This is a genomic window from Flavobacterium pedocola (genome assembly GCF_053764385.1).
In genome coordinates, this window is record NZ_JBSNCR010000003.1 from 208,539 (window position 1) to 224,829 (window position 16,291).

Annotated in this window: 17 protein-coding genes; 8 read left to right on the forward strand and 9 right to left on the reverse strand. The window is 41.0% G+C overall.

Annotation, left to right across the window (positions count from 1 at the left end; all coding sequences use genetic code 11):
• Window positions 1–91: 91 nt before the first annotated feature.
• Window positions 92–1,096, forward strand: a complete 1,005-nt coding sequence (locus ACWPKD_RS07950) for an NAD-dependent epimerase/dehydratase family protein (RefSeq protein ID WP_455412147.1) — start codon at window positions 92–94, stop codon at window positions 1,094–1,096.
• On the opposite strand, the gene ACWPKD_RS07955 is transcribed toward ACWPKD_RS07950, so the two are convergent.
• The 3 genes from ACWPKD_RS07955 to ACWPKD_RS07965 are packed head-to-tail and all read right to left on the reverse strand — an operon-like array spanning window position 1,062 to window position 3,516.
• Entirely contained in the window at window positions 1,062–1,451 is a 390-nt protein-coding gene (locus ACWPKD_RS07955) for a DUF4296 domain-containing protein (RefSeq protein WP_455412148.1), read from the reverse strand. The genes ACWPKD_RS07950 and ACWPKD_RS07955 overlap by 35 nt on opposite strands.
• Window positions 1,452–2,789, reverse strand: a complete 1,338-nt coding sequence (locus ACWPKD_RS07960; protein ID WP_455412149.1) for a dihydroorotase — start codon at window positions 2,787–2,789, stop codon at window positions 1,452–1,454. It abuts the gene before it with no gap.
• A 4-nt stretch (window positions 2,790–2,793) separates the two neighbouring features.
• Window positions 2,794–3,516, reverse strand: coding sequence for a polyprenol monophosphomannose synthase (locus ACWPKD_RS07965; protein WP_455412150.1), 723 nt, complete (start codon window positions 3,514–3,516; stop codon window positions 2,794–2,796).
• A 171-nt stretch (window positions 3,517–3,687) separates the two neighbouring features.
• Between ACWPKD_RS07965 and ACWPKD_RS07970 the strand changes: the two genes are divergently transcribed.
• On the forward strand, window positions 3,688–4,353 hold the full coding sequence (locus ACWPKD_RS07970; RefSeq protein ID WP_455412151.1) for a DUF4271 domain-containing protein: 666 nt from the start codon (window positions 3,688–3,690) through the stop codon (window positions 4,351–4,353).
• A gap of 21 nt (window positions 4,354–4,374) precedes the next feature.
• Window positions 4,375–5,133, forward strand: coding sequence for a uroporphyrinogen-III synthase (locus tag ACWPKD_RS07975; RefSeq protein ID WP_455412152.1), 759 nt, complete (start codon window positions 4,375–4,377; stop codon window positions 5,131–5,133).
• A 181-nt stretch (window positions 5,134–5,314) separates the two neighbouring features.
• Here ACWPKD_RS07975 and pckA read toward each other — a convergent pair whose 3' ends face one another.
• Together pckA and ACWPKD_RS07985 are read right to left on the reverse strand one after the other, a co-directional pair.
• Window positions 5,315–6,928: a phosphoenolpyruvate carboxykinase (ATP) gene (gene pckA / locus ACWPKD_RS07980; RefSeq protein ID WP_455412153.1), complete on the reverse strand. Its 1,614-nt coding sequence runs from the start codon at window positions 6,926–6,928 to the stop codon at window positions 5,315–5,317.
• A 71-nt stretch (window positions 6,929–6,999) separates the two neighbouring features.
• Complete coding sequence (locus tag ACWPKD_RS07985) at window positions 7,000–7,389, reverse strand: DUF423 domain-containing protein (RefSeq protein ID WP_455412154.1); 390 nt, start codon at window positions 7,387–7,389, stop codon at window positions 7,000–7,002.
• A gap of 103 nt (window positions 7,390–7,492) precedes the next feature.
• Here ACWPKD_RS07985 and ACWPKD_RS07990 point away from each other — a divergent pair, with 103 nt between their 5' ends.
• From ACWPKD_RS07990 to ACWPKD_RS08000, 3 genes are all read left to right on the forward strand, one after another.
• Window positions 7,493–8,257, forward strand: a complete 765-nt coding sequence (locus tag ACWPKD_RS07990; protein WP_455412155.1) for a DUF3108 domain-containing protein — start codon at window positions 7,493–7,495, stop codon at window positions 8,255–8,257.
• A 12-nt stretch (window positions 8,258–8,269) separates the two neighbouring features.
• The gene (locus tag ACWPKD_RS07995) at window positions 8,270–8,602 is read left to right on the forward strand and encodes a hypothetical protein (protein ID WP_455412156.1); all 333 of its coding nucleotides are present in this window, start codon (window positions 8,270–8,272) and stop codon (window positions 8,600–8,602) included.
• Between the two features lie 96 nt (window positions 8,603–8,698).
• Window positions 8,699–10,051, forward strand: coding sequence for a saccharopine dehydrogenase family protein (locus ACWPKD_RS08000; protein ID WP_455412157.1), 1,353 nt, complete (start codon window positions 8,699–8,701; stop codon window positions 10,049–10,051).
• A 30-nt stretch (window positions 10,052–10,081) separates the two neighbouring features.
• Here ACWPKD_RS08000 and ACWPKD_RS08005 read toward each other — a convergent pair whose 3' ends face one another.
• A complete protein-coding gene (locus ACWPKD_RS08005; RefSeq protein ID WP_455412158.1) occupies window positions 10,082–10,714 on the reverse strand; it encodes a hypothetical protein in 633 nt (210 codons plus the stop codon).
• Window positions 10,715–10,888: 174 nt separating this feature from the next.
• Here ACWPKD_RS08005 and ACWPKD_RS08010 point away from each other — a divergent pair, with 174 nt between their 5' ends.
• Together ACWPKD_RS08010 and ACWPKD_RS08015 are read left to right on the forward strand one after the other, a co-directional pair.
• The gene (locus ACWPKD_RS08010) at window positions 10,889–11,359 is read left to right on the forward strand and encodes an Lrp/AsnC family transcriptional regulator (RefSeq protein WP_455412159.1); all 471 of its coding nucleotides are present in this window, start codon (window positions 10,889–10,891) and stop codon (window positions 11,357–11,359) included.
• 46 nt (window positions 11,360–11,405) lie between these two features.
• On the forward strand, window positions 11,406–12,206 hold the full coding sequence (locus ACWPKD_RS08015) for a hypothetical protein (protein ID WP_455412160.1): 801 nt from the start codon (window positions 11,406–11,408) through the stop codon (window positions 12,204–12,206).
• A 188-nt stretch (window positions 12,207–12,394) separates the two neighbouring features.
• On the opposite strand, the gene ACWPKD_RS08020 is transcribed toward ACWPKD_RS08015, so the two are convergent.
• The 3 genes from ACWPKD_RS08020 to leuS form a co-directional block, all read right to left on the reverse strand.
• A complete protein-coding gene (locus ACWPKD_RS08020; protein WP_455412161.1) occupies window positions 12,395–13,066 on the reverse strand; it encodes a zinc metallopeptidase in 672 nt (223 codons plus the stop codon).
• A 95-nt stretch (window positions 13,067–13,161) separates the two neighbouring features.
• A complete protein-coding gene (locus ACWPKD_RS08025; RefSeq protein ID WP_455412162.1) occupies window positions 13,162–13,347 on the reverse strand; it encodes a hypothetical protein in 186 nt (61 codons plus the stop codon).
• A gap of 103 nt (window positions 13,348–13,450) precedes the next feature.
• Window positions 13,451–16,273, reverse strand: a complete 2,823-nt coding sequence (gene leuS / locus ACWPKD_RS08030; protein ID WP_455412163.1) for a leucine--tRNA ligase — start codon at window positions 16,271–16,273, stop codon at window positions 13,451–13,453.
• Window positions 16,274–16,291: the final 18 nt, after the last annotated feature.

Genomic DNA, 16,291 nt, shown 5'->3' on the forward strand with positions numbered 1-16,291 from the left:
ATAAAATTTAAAGTTGATTTGGTTATTTGTTTATCTTGGTTAATCGAAAAAAATTCGCAATTCGTAATTCATAATTCGTAATTTCGCTATCATGATATTAGTTACAGGCGGAACCGGTTTGGTAGGAGCACATCTTCTACTGCATTTGCTTCAGAAAAACGAAGCGGTTCGGGCTATTTACCGTTCTTCGGCCTCCATCGAAAAAACAAAGAATCTTTTCCGCATGGAGCACCAATTGGATGTGTTTGAAAAAATCGAATGGGTTGCAGCGGATATCAACGACGTCCCGGCCCTGGAAATGGCTTTCAAAAACATTGACACCGTCTACCACTGTGCTGCCCTGATTTCATTTGATCCAAAAGACGAAGAACAACTGCGAAAAGTCAACATAGAAGGAACGGCCAACATGGTGAATTGCGCGTTGGATTTCGGGGTGAAAAAATTCTGTTATGTGAGTTCTATTGCTGCTTTAGGCGATACCAAGGAAGGTGAAACCATCATCACCGAAGAAACCGAATGGAATCCGGAGAAAAACCACGGCGATTATGCCCTGACCAAATTCGGTGCAGAAATGGAAGTCTGGCGTGGTACCCAGGAGGGACTGAAAGCGGTAGTGGTCAACCCTGGCGTAATTTTCGGAAAAGGTTTTGGCACTTCCGGCAGCGGGGAATTGTTGCAGAAAATCCAGAACGGCTTCCCTTTTTACACGAAAGGCTCCACCGGAATTACTACAGCAGATGATGTGGCTAAAATCATGATTGGTTTGATGAACGGGAACGTTTTTGGCGAACGCTTCACCATCGTTTCCGAGAATGTAAAATTGCAGGATTTACTGAACACCATAGCCGATGCCATGCAAAAGAAAAGGCCTTACATTTACGCAAGACCTTATATGACGTCCATCGCCTGGCGGGCGGATTGGTTGTTTTCTAAACTATTGTTCCGAAGAAGAAGTTTTACCAGAGCCACTTCAAAATCATCACATTCGCTGGATATTTACGATAATTCCAAAATCATGAACCAATTGGATTATCCTTTTTTACCCCTGAACGATTACCTCGTTACTGTATCGCAGGCGCATCGGAAGGCGCAATAGGATTTCCGGTTTGCTCGATTGCTTTTTGGTTCAAGGTTTCCTGTTGGTTTTTAATACGTTCGGAAACTTTGGCAAACATTTTTTGATAGTTATGCGGATCGGAAGCATAGTAACGGTTGCTTTTAGCAAAAGTCACGCTGTCGATCTTGTATTTTCCGTAAATGAATTCATTGGGTTTTAATCCTTTCTGAGCAAATTGGGCAGCATTGGTACTTTCGGCCGCCTGTAAAACGACGATATCGAAAAGTATGTCAATCATCACATCTTTCTCAATAAGGTTATCCGGTTTTTCCATGGCTTTATCAGCACAGGAAAACAGCAACATCAAGCTAAACAGCAGTACTACTTTTTTCATCTACACTTCAAATAATAATCGTTGTCCGAAACGCTCTTCTTTTACTTTACCATTGGTATACACCAAATGACCGTTTACAAAGGTATGCGAAATCCTTGATTTAAAATTAGTTCCTTCCAAAGGTGACCAACCGCATTTATACAGCACATTATCTTTGTTAACCGTCCAGGGCGCTGTGGTGTTTACAATGGTCAGATCGGCAAAATACCCTTCACGGATGAAACCGCGTTTTTCGATTTTGAAAATTTTCGCCGGATTGTGCGCCATCTTCTCCACGATTTTCTCCACGGCAATTTTCCCCTGCAGATGCGATTCAAACAGCGCCACTACAGCATGTTGCACTAATGGCGCTCCCGAAGGTGCTGACGTATACGGATTTTGTTTTTCTTCCCAGGTATGCGGCGCGTGATCGGTGGCAATCACATCGATTCGGTCGTCCAGCAAAGCTTTCCAAAGCCCGTCTTTATCGTCTTGGGTTTTTACCGCAGGATTCCACTTGATCAAAGTGCCTTTGGTTTTATAATCTTCATTGGTAAACCATAAATGGTGCACACAAACCTCCGCGGTGATTTTCTTTTCCTCTAACGGAATCTTGTTGGTGAACAGCTCTGTTTCTTTAGCTGTGGAAACATGGAAAATATGCAAACGCGCTCCTGTTTTCTTAGCCAGTTCAATTGCTTTGGATGACGAAAGGTAACAGGCCTCCTCGCTGCGGATCAGATGATGGAATTCCATCGGGATATTGTCTCCGTATTCGGCTTTGTATTGCTCCAGGTTGGCTTTGATGGTCGCTTCGTCTTCACAATGCACCGCAATCAGCATGGGCGTACTGGAAAAAATTTTCTCCAGAACTTCTTCATTATCCACAAGCATGTTTCCTGTTGAAGAACCCAAAAACAATTTGATTCCGGCTACATTGCGCGGGTTTGTTTTTAAAACTTCTTCCAGGTTATCATTAGTACCACCCATCATAAACGAATAATTCGCAAACGAACTCTGGGACGCAATCTGGTATTTCTGCTCCAGCAATTCCTGCGTAACGGCGTTCGGAACGGTATTGGGCTGTTCTATAAAAGAAGTAATCCCACCGGCTACGGCAGCTCTTGATTCGGAAGCAATATCGCCTTTGTGGGTTAACCCCGGCTCGCGGAAATGCACCTGGTCATCGATAACCCCGGGAATCAGGTAACTGCCCTCTGCATCGACAACGATATAGTTAGGCTTTGCGCTGATGTTTTCCCCTATTTCTTTAATGAATTCGTTTTCGATCAGCAAATCGCCTTCGAAAATAATGCCTTCATTTACAATTTTCGCGTTTTTTATCAGTGTGTGGTTCATGCTCTTATAAACGGTTTAGCATTTTTCGTATTCTCAGTGAAATCACCCCAAAAATAGCCTCTTTGATAATGGCATTACTCATCTTGGACTGTCCTTTGGTACGGTCGGTAAAGATGATGGGCACTTCTTTAATTATAAATTTATTGACAAAAGTGCGGTATTTCATTTCAATCTGAAACGCATAACCGATGAACTTTATTTTATCCAGATTGATGGCCTCCAACACCCTTCTTCGGTAACAGACAAAACCGGCAGTGGTATCGTGGATTTTCATCCCCGTAATCATATTCACATAAACGGAGGCAAAATACGACAGCAACACCCTGCTCAACGGCCAGTTTACCACATTCACCCCGGTGATGTAACGGGAGCCTATGGCCATATCTGCACCCTCTTCACAGGCTTTCAATAATTTTTCAAGATCGTTCGGGTTATGGGAAAAGTCGGCATCCATTTCAAAGATGTACTCAAAATCTCTTTCAAGCGCCCATTTGAAACCGTGCACATAAGCCGTTCCCAAACCTGCTTTCTTTGCTCTTCGTTCCAGATGAAGCTGTGCCGGGTAATCGTTCTGCAGCTCGATTACTTTTTCGGCTGTACCGTCCGGCGAATTATCATCTACAATCAGGACATGAAAAGGAGTGGCCAATGAAAATACCGCTTTAACGATACTTTCGATGTTTTCAATTTCATTATAGGTTGGAATGATAACGACGCTTTTACTCATCTTGGACAATTTTGGATGCAAAAATAATGCTTTTCTACCGCTACTTTCACAATAAAATTATAATAATGCAACTCATTCAGGGTTTTTGCCCGAAAGGAATTTAAAAAATGAAGGCAAAGACACCTAACAGATGTATGGCAAGTAGTAAAAATTTGTACTTTTACCACCGTAATGATGGATTTAATTTTAAACGAACGGGCTGCGGAAAGCAAAGATTGGGCTACCATACTTTTTGTGGTAAGCTTTATTCTGATTGCGGTAAACAGAGCTATTTTTGAAGTGCGCTTTAACGAGTTCGTACGCATTGCCATTTCCGACAAATACCTGAAAATCTACAAAGACAGCGGAAACATGCAAAGCTGGTTCACCATTTCGATGTTTGTGGTACAACTGATTTCCTTTGCCTTCCTGATTCAGCTTACCCTGAGTGTTTTCGACCTGACCACTAAGACCAACTGGGTGTCTTACCTGCAGATTATCACCCTGTTAGGCGTTTTCATCCTTTCCAAATACCTGATCGAAAAGATTATTGCCACCACCTTTAACATTGAAGAATTCAACGAACAGTTTAATTTACAAAAAGTGAACTACCGCGCCTACATCGGAATGATGATATTGCCGGTAAACATCCTGTTGTTTTACAATAACTTTTTATCAAAAACATTAATAATTAGCATTTTAGGTGTTATTTTAGCAATAAACATTATAACATATTTCTTTTCATTAAAAAATTATCAAAACTTAATTCTAAGTAAGTTCTTCTATTTTATTTTGTATCTTTGCGCACTTGAAATAGCGCCCTATTATTTCATGTATTATTGGTTTACAAAATTTTAGAATAATAGTTATTTTTTAAATATGAAAGTGAAAACTATACTGGTTTCCCAACCAGAGCCTAAAGTGGAGAATTCACCTTACTTTGAACTTCAGCAAAAGCTGAAAATCAAAATCGACTTTAGACCATTCATTCACGTAGAGGGCGTTCCTGCGAAAGAGGTAAGAGCGCAGAAAATCGATTTAAACAATTATACTGCCATCATCTTAACCAGTAAAAATTCTATCGATCACTTCTTTAGAGTTGCTGAAGAAATGCGTTATAAAGTTCCTGAAGATTTAAAATATTTCTGCCAGTCGGAAGCTATTGCGTTTTACCTGCAGAAATATGTAGTGTACAGAAAACGTAAAATATATGTGGGACAAAAAGATTTTGTTGATTTGTCGCCGCTTATCAAAAAATACAAAGACGAGAAATTCCTTTTACCGTCTTCCGACCAATTGAACGCTGACGTTCCGCAAACGCTGAACAACCTGAAAGTAGACTGGACTCCGGGTACTTTTTACAGAACCGTAATGAGCGATCTTTCGGATTTAGCGGATGTATACTACGATGTTTTGGCATTTTTCAGCCCGACCGGAATCAAATCGTTGTTTAAAAACTTCCCTGATTTCGTGCAGAACAACACCCGTATAGCGGTTTTCGGAAGCACTACGCAAAAAGAGGCTTTGGAACACGGCTTACGCGTAGACATCATGGCACCAACCCCGGAAACCCCGTCGATGACCATGGCGCTGGAAAAATACATTACTAAAGCAAACAAAGAAGCTAAGGATAAATAACATTACACTATACAAAAACGAAAAGCAGCCGGTTGGCTGCTTTTTTATTTCAAGACAAAACAACTATTGCAAATACACAGATTTATAAGTTTACTAAAAATAACGAATCTGAGGCAAACGTTTAAAGCATAAAAAATCCCAACCGAAAAGTTGGGATTTTTTTATATCATTAATTCTGTGATTACAATTGAGGACCTGCCTGTACAAGGTTCTTACCTTCTTCGTTGTCCGTGTACTGCACGAAATTCTTAATGAATCTTCCAGCTAAATCTTCCGCTTTACCATTCCACTCGGAAGCATCGGCGTATGTATTTCTTGGATCTAAAATTTCGGTATTCACACCTTCCAAAGCTGTAGGCACTTCTAAATTGAAAACCGGGATTACTTTTGTTTCTGCTGTCTCTAAAGAACCGTCTAAGATTCTGTCGATGATTGCACGGGTATCTTTAATGGAAATACGTTTTCCTGTTCCGTTCCATCCGGTGTTTACCATATAAGCAGTAGCGTTGTGCTCTTCCATTTTCTTCACCAATTCTTCACCGTATTTAGTTGGGTGCAAACATAAGAATGCTTTACCAAAACAAGCTGAGAAGGTTGGCTCTGGCTGGGTTACACCTCTTTCCGTTCCGGCCAATTTAGCTGTAAATCCGGATAAGAAGTAATATTTGGTTTGTTCCGGTGTCAATTTAGAAACTGGCGGCATTACCCCAAAAGCATCTGCCGTTAAGAAGATTACTTTAGAAGCATGACCTGCTTTAGAAACCGGTTTTACAATATTTTCAATATGATCGATCGGATACGATACACGTGTATTTTGCGTTACCGAACCGTCTTTGAAATCGATTACCCCATTAGCATCAAGCGTAACATTTTCCAATAAAGCATCTTTTTTGATGGCTCCGTAGATATCCGGCTCGTTTTCTTTACTTAAATCGATGGTTTTTGCATAACATCCGCCTTCGAAATTGAAAACCCCGTCGTTGTCCCATCCGTGCTCGTCGTCTCCGATCAATTCACGTTTTGGATCTGTGGATAACGTTGTTTTTCCTGTTCCAGATAATCCGAAGAAAACTGCAACATCACCGTCTTTACCTTTATTAGCCGAACAGTGCATAGAAGCAATTCCTTTTAACGGTAGGTAGTAGTTCATCATGGAGAACAAACCTTTTTTCATTTCCCCACCGTACCAAGTACCTCCGATTAACTGGATTTTCTCGGTAAGATTGAAGGCAACATATACTTCAGAATTCAATCCGTGTGCCGCATAGTCTTTGAAACTTGTTTTTGAAGCATTCATTACGATGAAATCCGGCTCACCGAAGTTCTCTAATTCCGCTTCTGTCGGACGGATGAACATGTTTTTTACAAAATGTGCCTGCCAAGCCACTTCCATAATAAAACGTACTTTCAGACGTGTATCTTCATTAGCACCGCAGAAGGCATCGACCACAAACAATCTCTTGCCTGAAAGCTGGCTAACCGTAGTTTCTTTTAAAGCATTCCAGGTATCCGTGGAAATCGCTTTGTTATCGTTAACCGCTTTTTCAGATGTCCACCAGATAGAATCCTTAGTTACATCGTCTTTTACAATATATTTATCTTTTGGAGACCTTCCGGTAAAAACTCCCGTCATTACGTTAACTGCCCCAAGCTCTGACAACTGCCCTCTCTCATACCCTTCTAAGCCCGGATTTAATTCTTCATTATACAAGAAATCATACGACGGATTATAAACTACCTCAACCGTGTTTTTAATTCCGTATTTCTCTAATGAAATTGATTTGGTAACATTCATAATGTGTTGTTTGTTTGTTTTTAAGAACGCAAAATTAAAAATTTAATTTCACATATGTTTTTTTTAACCAATTATTCTGCTTTTTTACTCAGAATTTTAATAAACAGGATACTCCAGGCCGCTATCAGCAATAAACCGCCCAACGGGGTAACAGGACCAATGACTTTAGTATTCAGACCGGTCATTCCCGCTGTGGAAAGCAGATAAATCGAACCGGAAAAGAAAACCACACCCACCACCACCAACCAAAATATCATCTTTTTGGACCTATCACTCAATTGGTTTGTATGCCCAATGAATAACAGAAACAGCGCGTGATAAAGTTGGTATTTCACACCGGTTTCAAAAGTTCCCAATTGTACTTCGGAGAGCATTTCTTTCAGCCCGTGTGCTCCGAAAGCCCCTAAAACGATTCCCGTCAACCCTAAAAAGGCTGCAGCGGCTATTATTTTTCTATCCATAACTACTTTAAAATACTAAAAAACAAATTTATCTGTTATCGTTGATAACTAAAAACCCTGATAAAGAAATAATCATACATTTGTGTTGAATTTGTGAAAAAAAATGAAAAAAACAACTACTTTATTTTTTGCCCTAGCAATACTTTCTTCAATCACTTGCCTCGGACAAACCATTAAATCGGGAGAAAAACTAACCTATTCCGCTTCGTACAACATGAGTGGACTAATGACCCAACTGGCACAGGTAACCATGCAAACCGAAACGGTAACCACCTCCAAAAACAGTTATATGCACTTAAGCTGTCAGGCGGCAACCTTTAGTAAATGGGACTCTTTTTTTAAGATCCGCGATTTGTATGAATCGTATGTAAACCCGAAAACCTTCCGCCCAAGCCTTTACAAGAGAAACATCAGTGAGGGAGGCTACACGAAAAAAGAAAAGTATGTATTCAAGAATAACGGCGCTACCATCACCAGTACGTTAAACAAAAAGAATATGCCGGAGCGCGTGCGTACGTTCAACATCAATCCCGCTTCTCAGGACGTGGTCAGCTTGTTATATAAAATCCGAACTGTGGATTTCGCAAAAATGAAAGCCGGACAAACCCTTTCGTTTACCATTGTTTTTGACGAAAAAGAAATACCCGTTTATATTAAATACATGGGAATCGAAAGCACCAACGCGGGGAATCTGGGCAAAAAAGACTGCTACAAAATTTCCATTGGCGCCAAAACTCAAGCCTTACGCGGAAAAGACAAAAATTTAATCTGGCTCACTGCCGATGCTAAAAAAATCCCTGCTTTAATCAAGTTCAGTATTCCGGTCGGAACCGGGCAATTGACTTTAAACAACGCATCCGGACTATAAAAACAAATCCAAATGAAAAAAACACTACTCATCCTGTCGGTCTTTTTTACGGTTTTAAGTATCGTTTTCACCGTATTACCTTTAGGAACCCTTGCCATTTTACCTATAATCATAGCGCTTGTATTAAGTTTCCTAAGCTTAAAAAAGCAGGAAGATTCCAAAACCAAAAAAACATTTCCGAAACTATTGCTTTTCACGGCTGTTATTTGCCTAGTAGTGGTAATCGGAAAAGAATTATTTGTGAAAGAAGAAGTCGCCAAAGATGTCCAATTTGAGCAAACCATCCAAAAATCAAAAGAAGAAGACAAAAAAGAGCTCGAAGAACTGGAAGGCGAATTAGAATAAAACAAAAAACCCGTGAATTACACGGGTTTTTTGTTTGCATAAAAATATAACAATATTGGTCCAAATTCATACATTTGTAACCTATTGCAAAAAACCATGAGAAATATACTTATTATCGGAGCCGGCCGTTCGGCATCTTCCCTTATTAAATACCTTTTAGACAAATCCGACGCCGAAAATTTACACCTGACTATTGGCGATTTATCGTTGGAACTGGCACAACGCAAAACCAACAACCATAAAAACGCTACGCCTATCCAATTGGATATTGCGAACATCGAACAACGTCAGGCGGAAATCCAAAAAGCTGATATTGTTATTTCCATGTTACCGGCTTTCATGCACATTGATGTAGCGAAAGACTGCGTGCAATTCAAAAAACACATGGTCACCGCTTCGTACATTTCCGATGCGATGCAGGCTTTGGACGCTGAAGTTAAGGAGAACAACCTGGTTTTCATGAACGAGATCGGTTTGGATCCGGGGATAGACCACATGAGCGCCATGAAAGTATTGGATGAAATCCGTGAAGAAGGCGGTCATACCATTTTGTTTGAATCGTTCTGCGGTGGTTTAGTGGCTCCGGAGTCCGACAACAACTTATGGAATTACAAATTTACCTGGAACCCCCGAAACGTGGTTTTGGCCGGACAAGGCGGGGCTGCGAAATTCATTCATGAAGGCACTTATAAATATATCCCGTATCATAAATTATTCCGAAGAACCGAATTTCTGGAAGTGGATGGCTATGGCCGATTCGAAGGTTATGCCAACCGTGATTCCCTGAAATACAGAAGCGTTTACGGCTTAGACGATGCTTTAACCGTGTACCGCGGCACCATTCGTCGCGTAGGCTACTCAAAAGCGTGGGACATGTTCGTGCAGTTAGGCATGACCGATGACACTTACACTATCGACGATTCCGAAACGATGAGCTACCGTGAATTCGTGAATTTGTTTTTACCATATCATCCTTCCGATTCTGTGGAAATCAAATTACGCCATCAGTTAAAAATCGATCAGGACGATGTGATGTGGGATAAATTGCTGGAGCTTGACCTGTTCAATGCCAATAAAATTGTAGGCCTGAAACACGCCACTCCGGCACAGATTCTTGAAAAAATCCTGACTGACAGCTGGACTTTGGAAGAACATGATAAAGACATGATCGTGATGTACCACAAATTCGGTTACGAATCCAACGGACAGAAAAAACAGATTGACTCTACCATGGTGTGCCTTGGTGACGACCAAACGTATACAGCCATGGCTAAAACCGTTGGCCTACCGGTAGCAATGGCAACCCTTCAAATCCTGAACGGCAACATCAAAACCCCGGGTGTACAATTGCCGATTAAAAAAGAAGTCTACGAACCTATTTTGAAAGAACTGGAAGAATACGGCGTAATTTTCACTGAGAAACCAGTGGATTACAAAGGATACAAATAATCAAAAAGCCCCGAATGATCGGGGCTTTTTTTAACTAACTTCTACCTTTTTTTCAGATTTCTGCTTATTGATTTCATCCTGCAACTGACGGCGCAGTTTTTGTTCTCTTTCAATCGCATTTCTTTTAAACGTTTCAAATTCATCTTCCAGATCGCGCAGAATCCCTTTTGAATTCTGAGTCACTTCATTGGCCTTTTTAAAACGAACGGTCAGGAAACCAACTGCGATGATCAATACCAATACCAGCGACCACATGATGGCATGATAAAGGTCCTTGCTCATCCCAATTCCAAAAAGGGTGATTTGACCACCGCCCTGACTGATATCATTTAATTGGGATTTAACCGACTGATGTTCCGATTTCAACGCCTCATAATCCGAATTCTTTTGGGTCAACGCATTTTTGACACCGGCCAAATCAGATTCTGCTTTCGACATGAACGCCAGAAAATCAGCCTGCAATTCCTGCAACGCTGTTTTTTTGACCAGTTTCACATCGTTATAATCCACCGAGGTTTGCATCAGATGCGAAATACGGTTTTCGACTGTGGTTTTCGAAACGGGTTGCTCCTGCACCGTCTCAATGCTCTTGACAGGAACGGCCAAAGCTGTTTGCAGCGAAACAGCACAGATGGCGACTAATGTAAGTTTAAGTTTTTTCATTTTACCAGATTTGGGGGTTTACTGTGTAATTTGATTTGATAAATACCTAAAACGAAACTTATCTTTATTTATAGATGCGTAAAATTGTACACTTTTGAAAAAAATTAACTTTTAACAAAAAATTATCATTATATTTAAACCGATAAACACGCAACTGCTTTCATATTTAAAAAAATGAAATTAAATCACTTACAAATTGAAATCGACGGTATCGACAAACAGATCCTTCGCGAACTGATGGAAGATGCCCGCAAACCTATTTTACAGATTGCCAACAAAATCGGAATTTCCGGAGCAGCCATTCACCAGCGGTTACGGAAATTGGAACAGGCTGGTGTGATTTCGGGTTCCAAATTCATCGTAAACACTAAGGTTTTGGGGTACAGCACTATGGCTTTTGTCGGGATTTATCTGGACAAAGCGGCCCGTAACCCGGAAGCGGTAAAAGAACTGAAAAAGATTCCTGAAGTGCTGGAATGCCATTACACCACGGGAAACTGGAGCATCCTAATTAAGATTATCTGCCGCGACAACGAACACCTGATGCAGTTGCTGAACAAAAAAATCCAATCGATAGACGGGGTATCGCGAACGGAAACCTATATTTCACTGGAACAGCAGATTGAACGCCAGATTCAGTTATAGTTTTCAGCAACATTCAACAAACACATCCCTTAACGCGAATAAAAGAATGAAAAACTTCTTAGGAATAAAGCTGCTTCTTTTACTTTTATTTTCCTGCAATGAGAAATCCAGCGAGAAAGACGCTTTAACAAGCAAAGAAACCGATAGCACCATATTGATCAGCAACGATACCGTAGAGACACTTCAAAAGACAAATGAAAAATGGAGCCTCGTTATCACTAAAATAGATTCGATTGCATTTGAAGCTAACAAACAGCAAGCAAAACCCCAAAAAGAGAAACCGGAAAAAATAACCGATTTTCAGGTAGCCAAAAGAATGCTTGAAGGCAGAGTGCGATTTGGTGATTGGGATGATGCAAACCAAAAGATAGTTTTTAACGACACGGGAATTATGGTAGCCGAAATTATGGATGTTAAAACGAAAAAACTAAAGGGTTTAGACGACTTCTTTGATTTCATTGCCTATTATCCAAGTTTAGACATTCTTTTATGCGAAGGCGGACATACTACCGACGTAAGCTTTAACCTGACTACGGGAGAAGAAACCGAAACAACCGGAAATCCTGATTACATCGTGTCTTCCAAAAGCAAAAAAATCCGCCTCAACATGTATTTTGAAGGACAGGAATGCTATGCTTCTTTTATCCAAAAAGAAATAAACGGGAAATTTGAAAAAATAATTGAACTGGATCAGGAATTTAAAAAGATAACAAAACTATTGCTCTGCACTATTGGAGATTCTTTTTGGCTGAATGACACCACCTTATTTTTGGAAGAAACAGACAATCCCGACGAAAACAACAATCCGATTTCCTACTATTACAAAATAGAAATCCTGAAGAATTAACCCTTTGCCTCCAGCGTTTCAAAACTGGCAAACCGACACCTATACAGCCCCGACAGGAGCGATCTCGTTCTCAAAACGAGATAAAGCGGATGGCGGGAACAGGGACTGCCGATAAATCCCGAACCCTTCGCTCCAAAATAAAAAAATCCGCTACTCGCGTAACGGATTTTTTTTTATAAAACAACTGATTAACGTCTGTTCATGAAAATCATGATATAGTACAACAAGGTCCCAATGGAACCGATTGCCGCAACCACATAGGTTCTTGCCGCCCATTTTAAAGCGTCTTTTGCACCTGCATGTTCGGCCTGATTCAACATGTGCTTGTTTTCCAGCCACGCCAAGGCTCTGTTACTGGCATCGTACTCTACCGGCAAGGTAATAATGGAAAACAAAGTGGTGAAGGCAAAAATTACAATTCCCAAAAGCAACAACTGCGGAAAAGTATTAATCAACAATACACCGGCTAACAAGATCCATTGCACGAAATTAGACGTAACCGACACTACCGGCACCAATTTAGAACGCATCGTCAGCCAACTGTAAGCCGTGGCGTGTTGCACCGCGTGACCACATTCGTGAGCGGCCACAGCTGCGGCTGCGGCATTACGCTGGTTGTAAACTGCCTCACTTAAATTAACGGTTTTATCCACCGGATTGTAGTGATCGGTTAAACGTCCCGGAGTGGAAATCACACGCACATCGGTAATACCATGATCGGCCAACATTTTCTCGGCGATTTCGGCACCGCTCATTCCGTTTTGCAAATGCAATTTCGAATAATGTTCGAATTTACTTTGGAGCCTGCTGCTCACCAGCCAACTGGCCAGCATAATAACTCCCATTAACAATAATCCCATAGTATTTATTTTTTTATGATGTTTAACATTTATACTATTACTATCAAATTTAGCACCAATTTATCAAATGTCAGCAATCGTGTTATTTTGACAGTTTAGTTACTAATCGTTACAAACGCAACCAGTTCCGTAGCTTGATAATAGGTAAAAGAAATACTTACGGTTTCATAACCCAAGCCAGCTTTTTGGTTTAAAAATTGCTCCACTTCTTCGGCCAATTCGTCTTTGGCACTTCCAAATCCGCAACTTTTTTTAAAAACGTGCACTTCGTACTTTTTCATTTTTGGTATTTAGTGATTATACGTAAATTTAGGAAAAGGTTACAAAAAGAAATCCCAAATTCTTGTTAGAATTTGGGATTTTAATCTTATAAATGAAATCGTTTTACCCTACAAGGTTGATGATTTTCCCAGGAACGATAATTACTTTATTTGGCGTTCTGCCTTGAAGTTGGTTTTGGGTACGTTCATCGGCCATTACGATTTCCTCGATTTGTGCCGCGGTTAAATCCAGTGGCAATTTGATGGTAAATCGCATTTTTCCGTTAAAGGATACCGGGTACTCTTTTTCAGATTCCACTAAGTATTTCTCCTCGAATTTCGGGAACGCTACCGTTGAAACCGAACCTTTATGCCCTAACGCACTCCATAATTCCTCCGCAATATGTGGCGCATAAGGTGAAACTAAAATCGCTAACGGCTCTAAAATCGCTCTATGATGACATTTTTGCTGTGACAATTCGTTCACACAAATCATAAACTGTGAAACCGAAGTATTGAACGAAAAATGCTCGATATCTTCCGTTACTTTTTTGATGGTTTTGTGTAGCGATTTGTACATTTCTTTGGTTGGTTCTTCGTCGGTTACGATTAAACCGTTATCGTCGAAATACAAACGCCATAGTTTTTTCAAGAAGCCAGACACACCAGTGATTCCTGCTGTGTTCCAGGGTTTTGCTTGTTCTAATGGCCCTAAAAACATTTCGTATAAACGTAAGGTGTCGGCACCGTATTCGTTACAGATGTCGTCCGGGTTGACTACGTTGTATTTGGATTTGGACATTTTTTCCACTTCGCGTCCTACAATATATTTGCCGCTTTCCAGAACGAATTCTGCGTTTTTATAATCGGAATACAAAGGATGTGCTTTGAATTTTTCGATATCTAATTCATTGGTAATATCATTAATCAATGATAAATCCACGTGAATCGGATGCACGTTTTTGTCTGCAATCAGTCCTTTTGAATATAACGTTTTGGAATCTTCCGAGCGGTACACAAAGGCACTCATCCCTAAAATCATCCCTTGATTGATCAGTTTTTTAAACGGCTCTTCCGTTGGCGCAAATCCTCGATCTTTCAGAAATTTGTTCCAGAAACGCGAATACAACAAGTGTCCGGTCGCGTGCTCGCTTCCACCGATGTATAAATCTACGTTTTCCCAGTATTTCAATGCTGCTTCGCTTGCAAAATCGCTTTCGTTGTGTGCATCCATGTAACGCATCCAGTACCAAGAAGAACCTGCCCAACCCGGCATCGTGTTCAACTCTAACGGGAATACGGTTTGATTGTCAATTTTATCATTGCTCACTACCGCATTGTTCACACTATCCCAAGCCCAAACGGAAGCGTTTCCTAAAGGTGGCTGTCCGTCTTCGGTAGGCAAATATTTCTCTACTTCCGGTAATACTACTGGCAAGTGTTCTTTTGCAATCATCTGCGGCATACCGTTCACATAATATACCGGGAAAGGTTCCCCCCAATAACGCTGACGGGAGAAAACCGCATCGCGCAAACGGTAGTTCACTTTTGCAGTTCCTGCGCCAATCTTTTCTAATGCTGCTATAATTTTTGTAGTCGCTTCTTTGTAGCTTAACCCGTTTAAGAATTCGGAATTAGCTAAAATCGTAGTGTTTTTATCGGCATGAGCGGCTTCGGAAATATCAACGCCTTCCAAAATATTTACAATTGGTAGACTGAAATGTTTTGCAAACGCATAATCTCTTTCATCTCCGCACGGTACGGCCATAACTGCTCCGGTTCCGTATCCTGCCAACACATAATCGCCAATCCAGACCGGAATGGCTTCTTTGGTAAACGGATGTTCTGCATACGCTCCGGTAAATACTCCGGAAATGGTTTTTACATCGGCCATACGTTCTCTTTCTGAACGTTTTGCTGTTGCTTCCACATAAGCTTCAACCTCAGCTTTTTGCTCCGGAGTAGTGATTTTTGCCACCAATTCGTGCTCCGGTGCCAAGGTCATAAACGTTACCCCGAAAATAGTATCAGGACGGGTCGTAAACACTTCGATTACCTCCCTGTGGTTTTTTAAATTAAACGTAACAGAAGCTCCCACGGATTTTCCGATCCAGTTTCTTTGCGATTCTTTCAAGGATTCCGTCCAGTCGATGGTTTCCAGACCTTGCAACAAACGTTCTGCATAGGCCGAAATTCGCATCGACCATTGTGTCATTTTTTTACGGATTACCGGATGGCCGCCGCGCTCAGAAACACCGTTCACAATTTCGTCGTTTGCCAAAACGGTCCCTAAAGCCGGACACCAGTTTACTTCGGTTTCTGCCAAATAGGTTAATCGGTATTTCAAAAGCATCAATTGCTGTGCTTCCGGTGACCAGGAATTCCATACTTCGGCTGTAAACGATGGTGTATCGTCATCACAAACTGCATTGATTCTTGCATTTCCTTCTTGTTGGAAAACGTCGATCAATTCGGATATCGGGCAAGCTTTATCAGAATCCTTACAATAATACGATTCGAACAACTGAATGAAAATCCATTGGGTATGTTTGTAATAATCCGGATTCGACGTACGTACTTCACGGCTCCAGTCAAACGAAAAACCGATTTTGTCCAACTGCTCACGGTAACGCGCAATGTTTTCCTTAGTGGTTTTCTCCGGATGCTGACCGGTTTGAATCGCATACTGCTCTGCCGGCAATCCGAACGAATCATAACCTTGCGGATGCAACACATTGAAACCCTGATGCCTTTTGTAACGGGCTACGATATCCGAGGCGATGTACCCCAGCGGATGCCCCACATGCAATCCGGCTCCGGAAGGATAAGGAAACATGTCCAAAACATAATATTTCGGCTGATCAGAATTGTTCTTAGCGGCAAACGTTTGATGTTCTGCCCAGTATTGCTGCCATTTGGCTTCGATTTCGTTGTGAAAGTATTTCATTCCTGTTTAATATTGTTT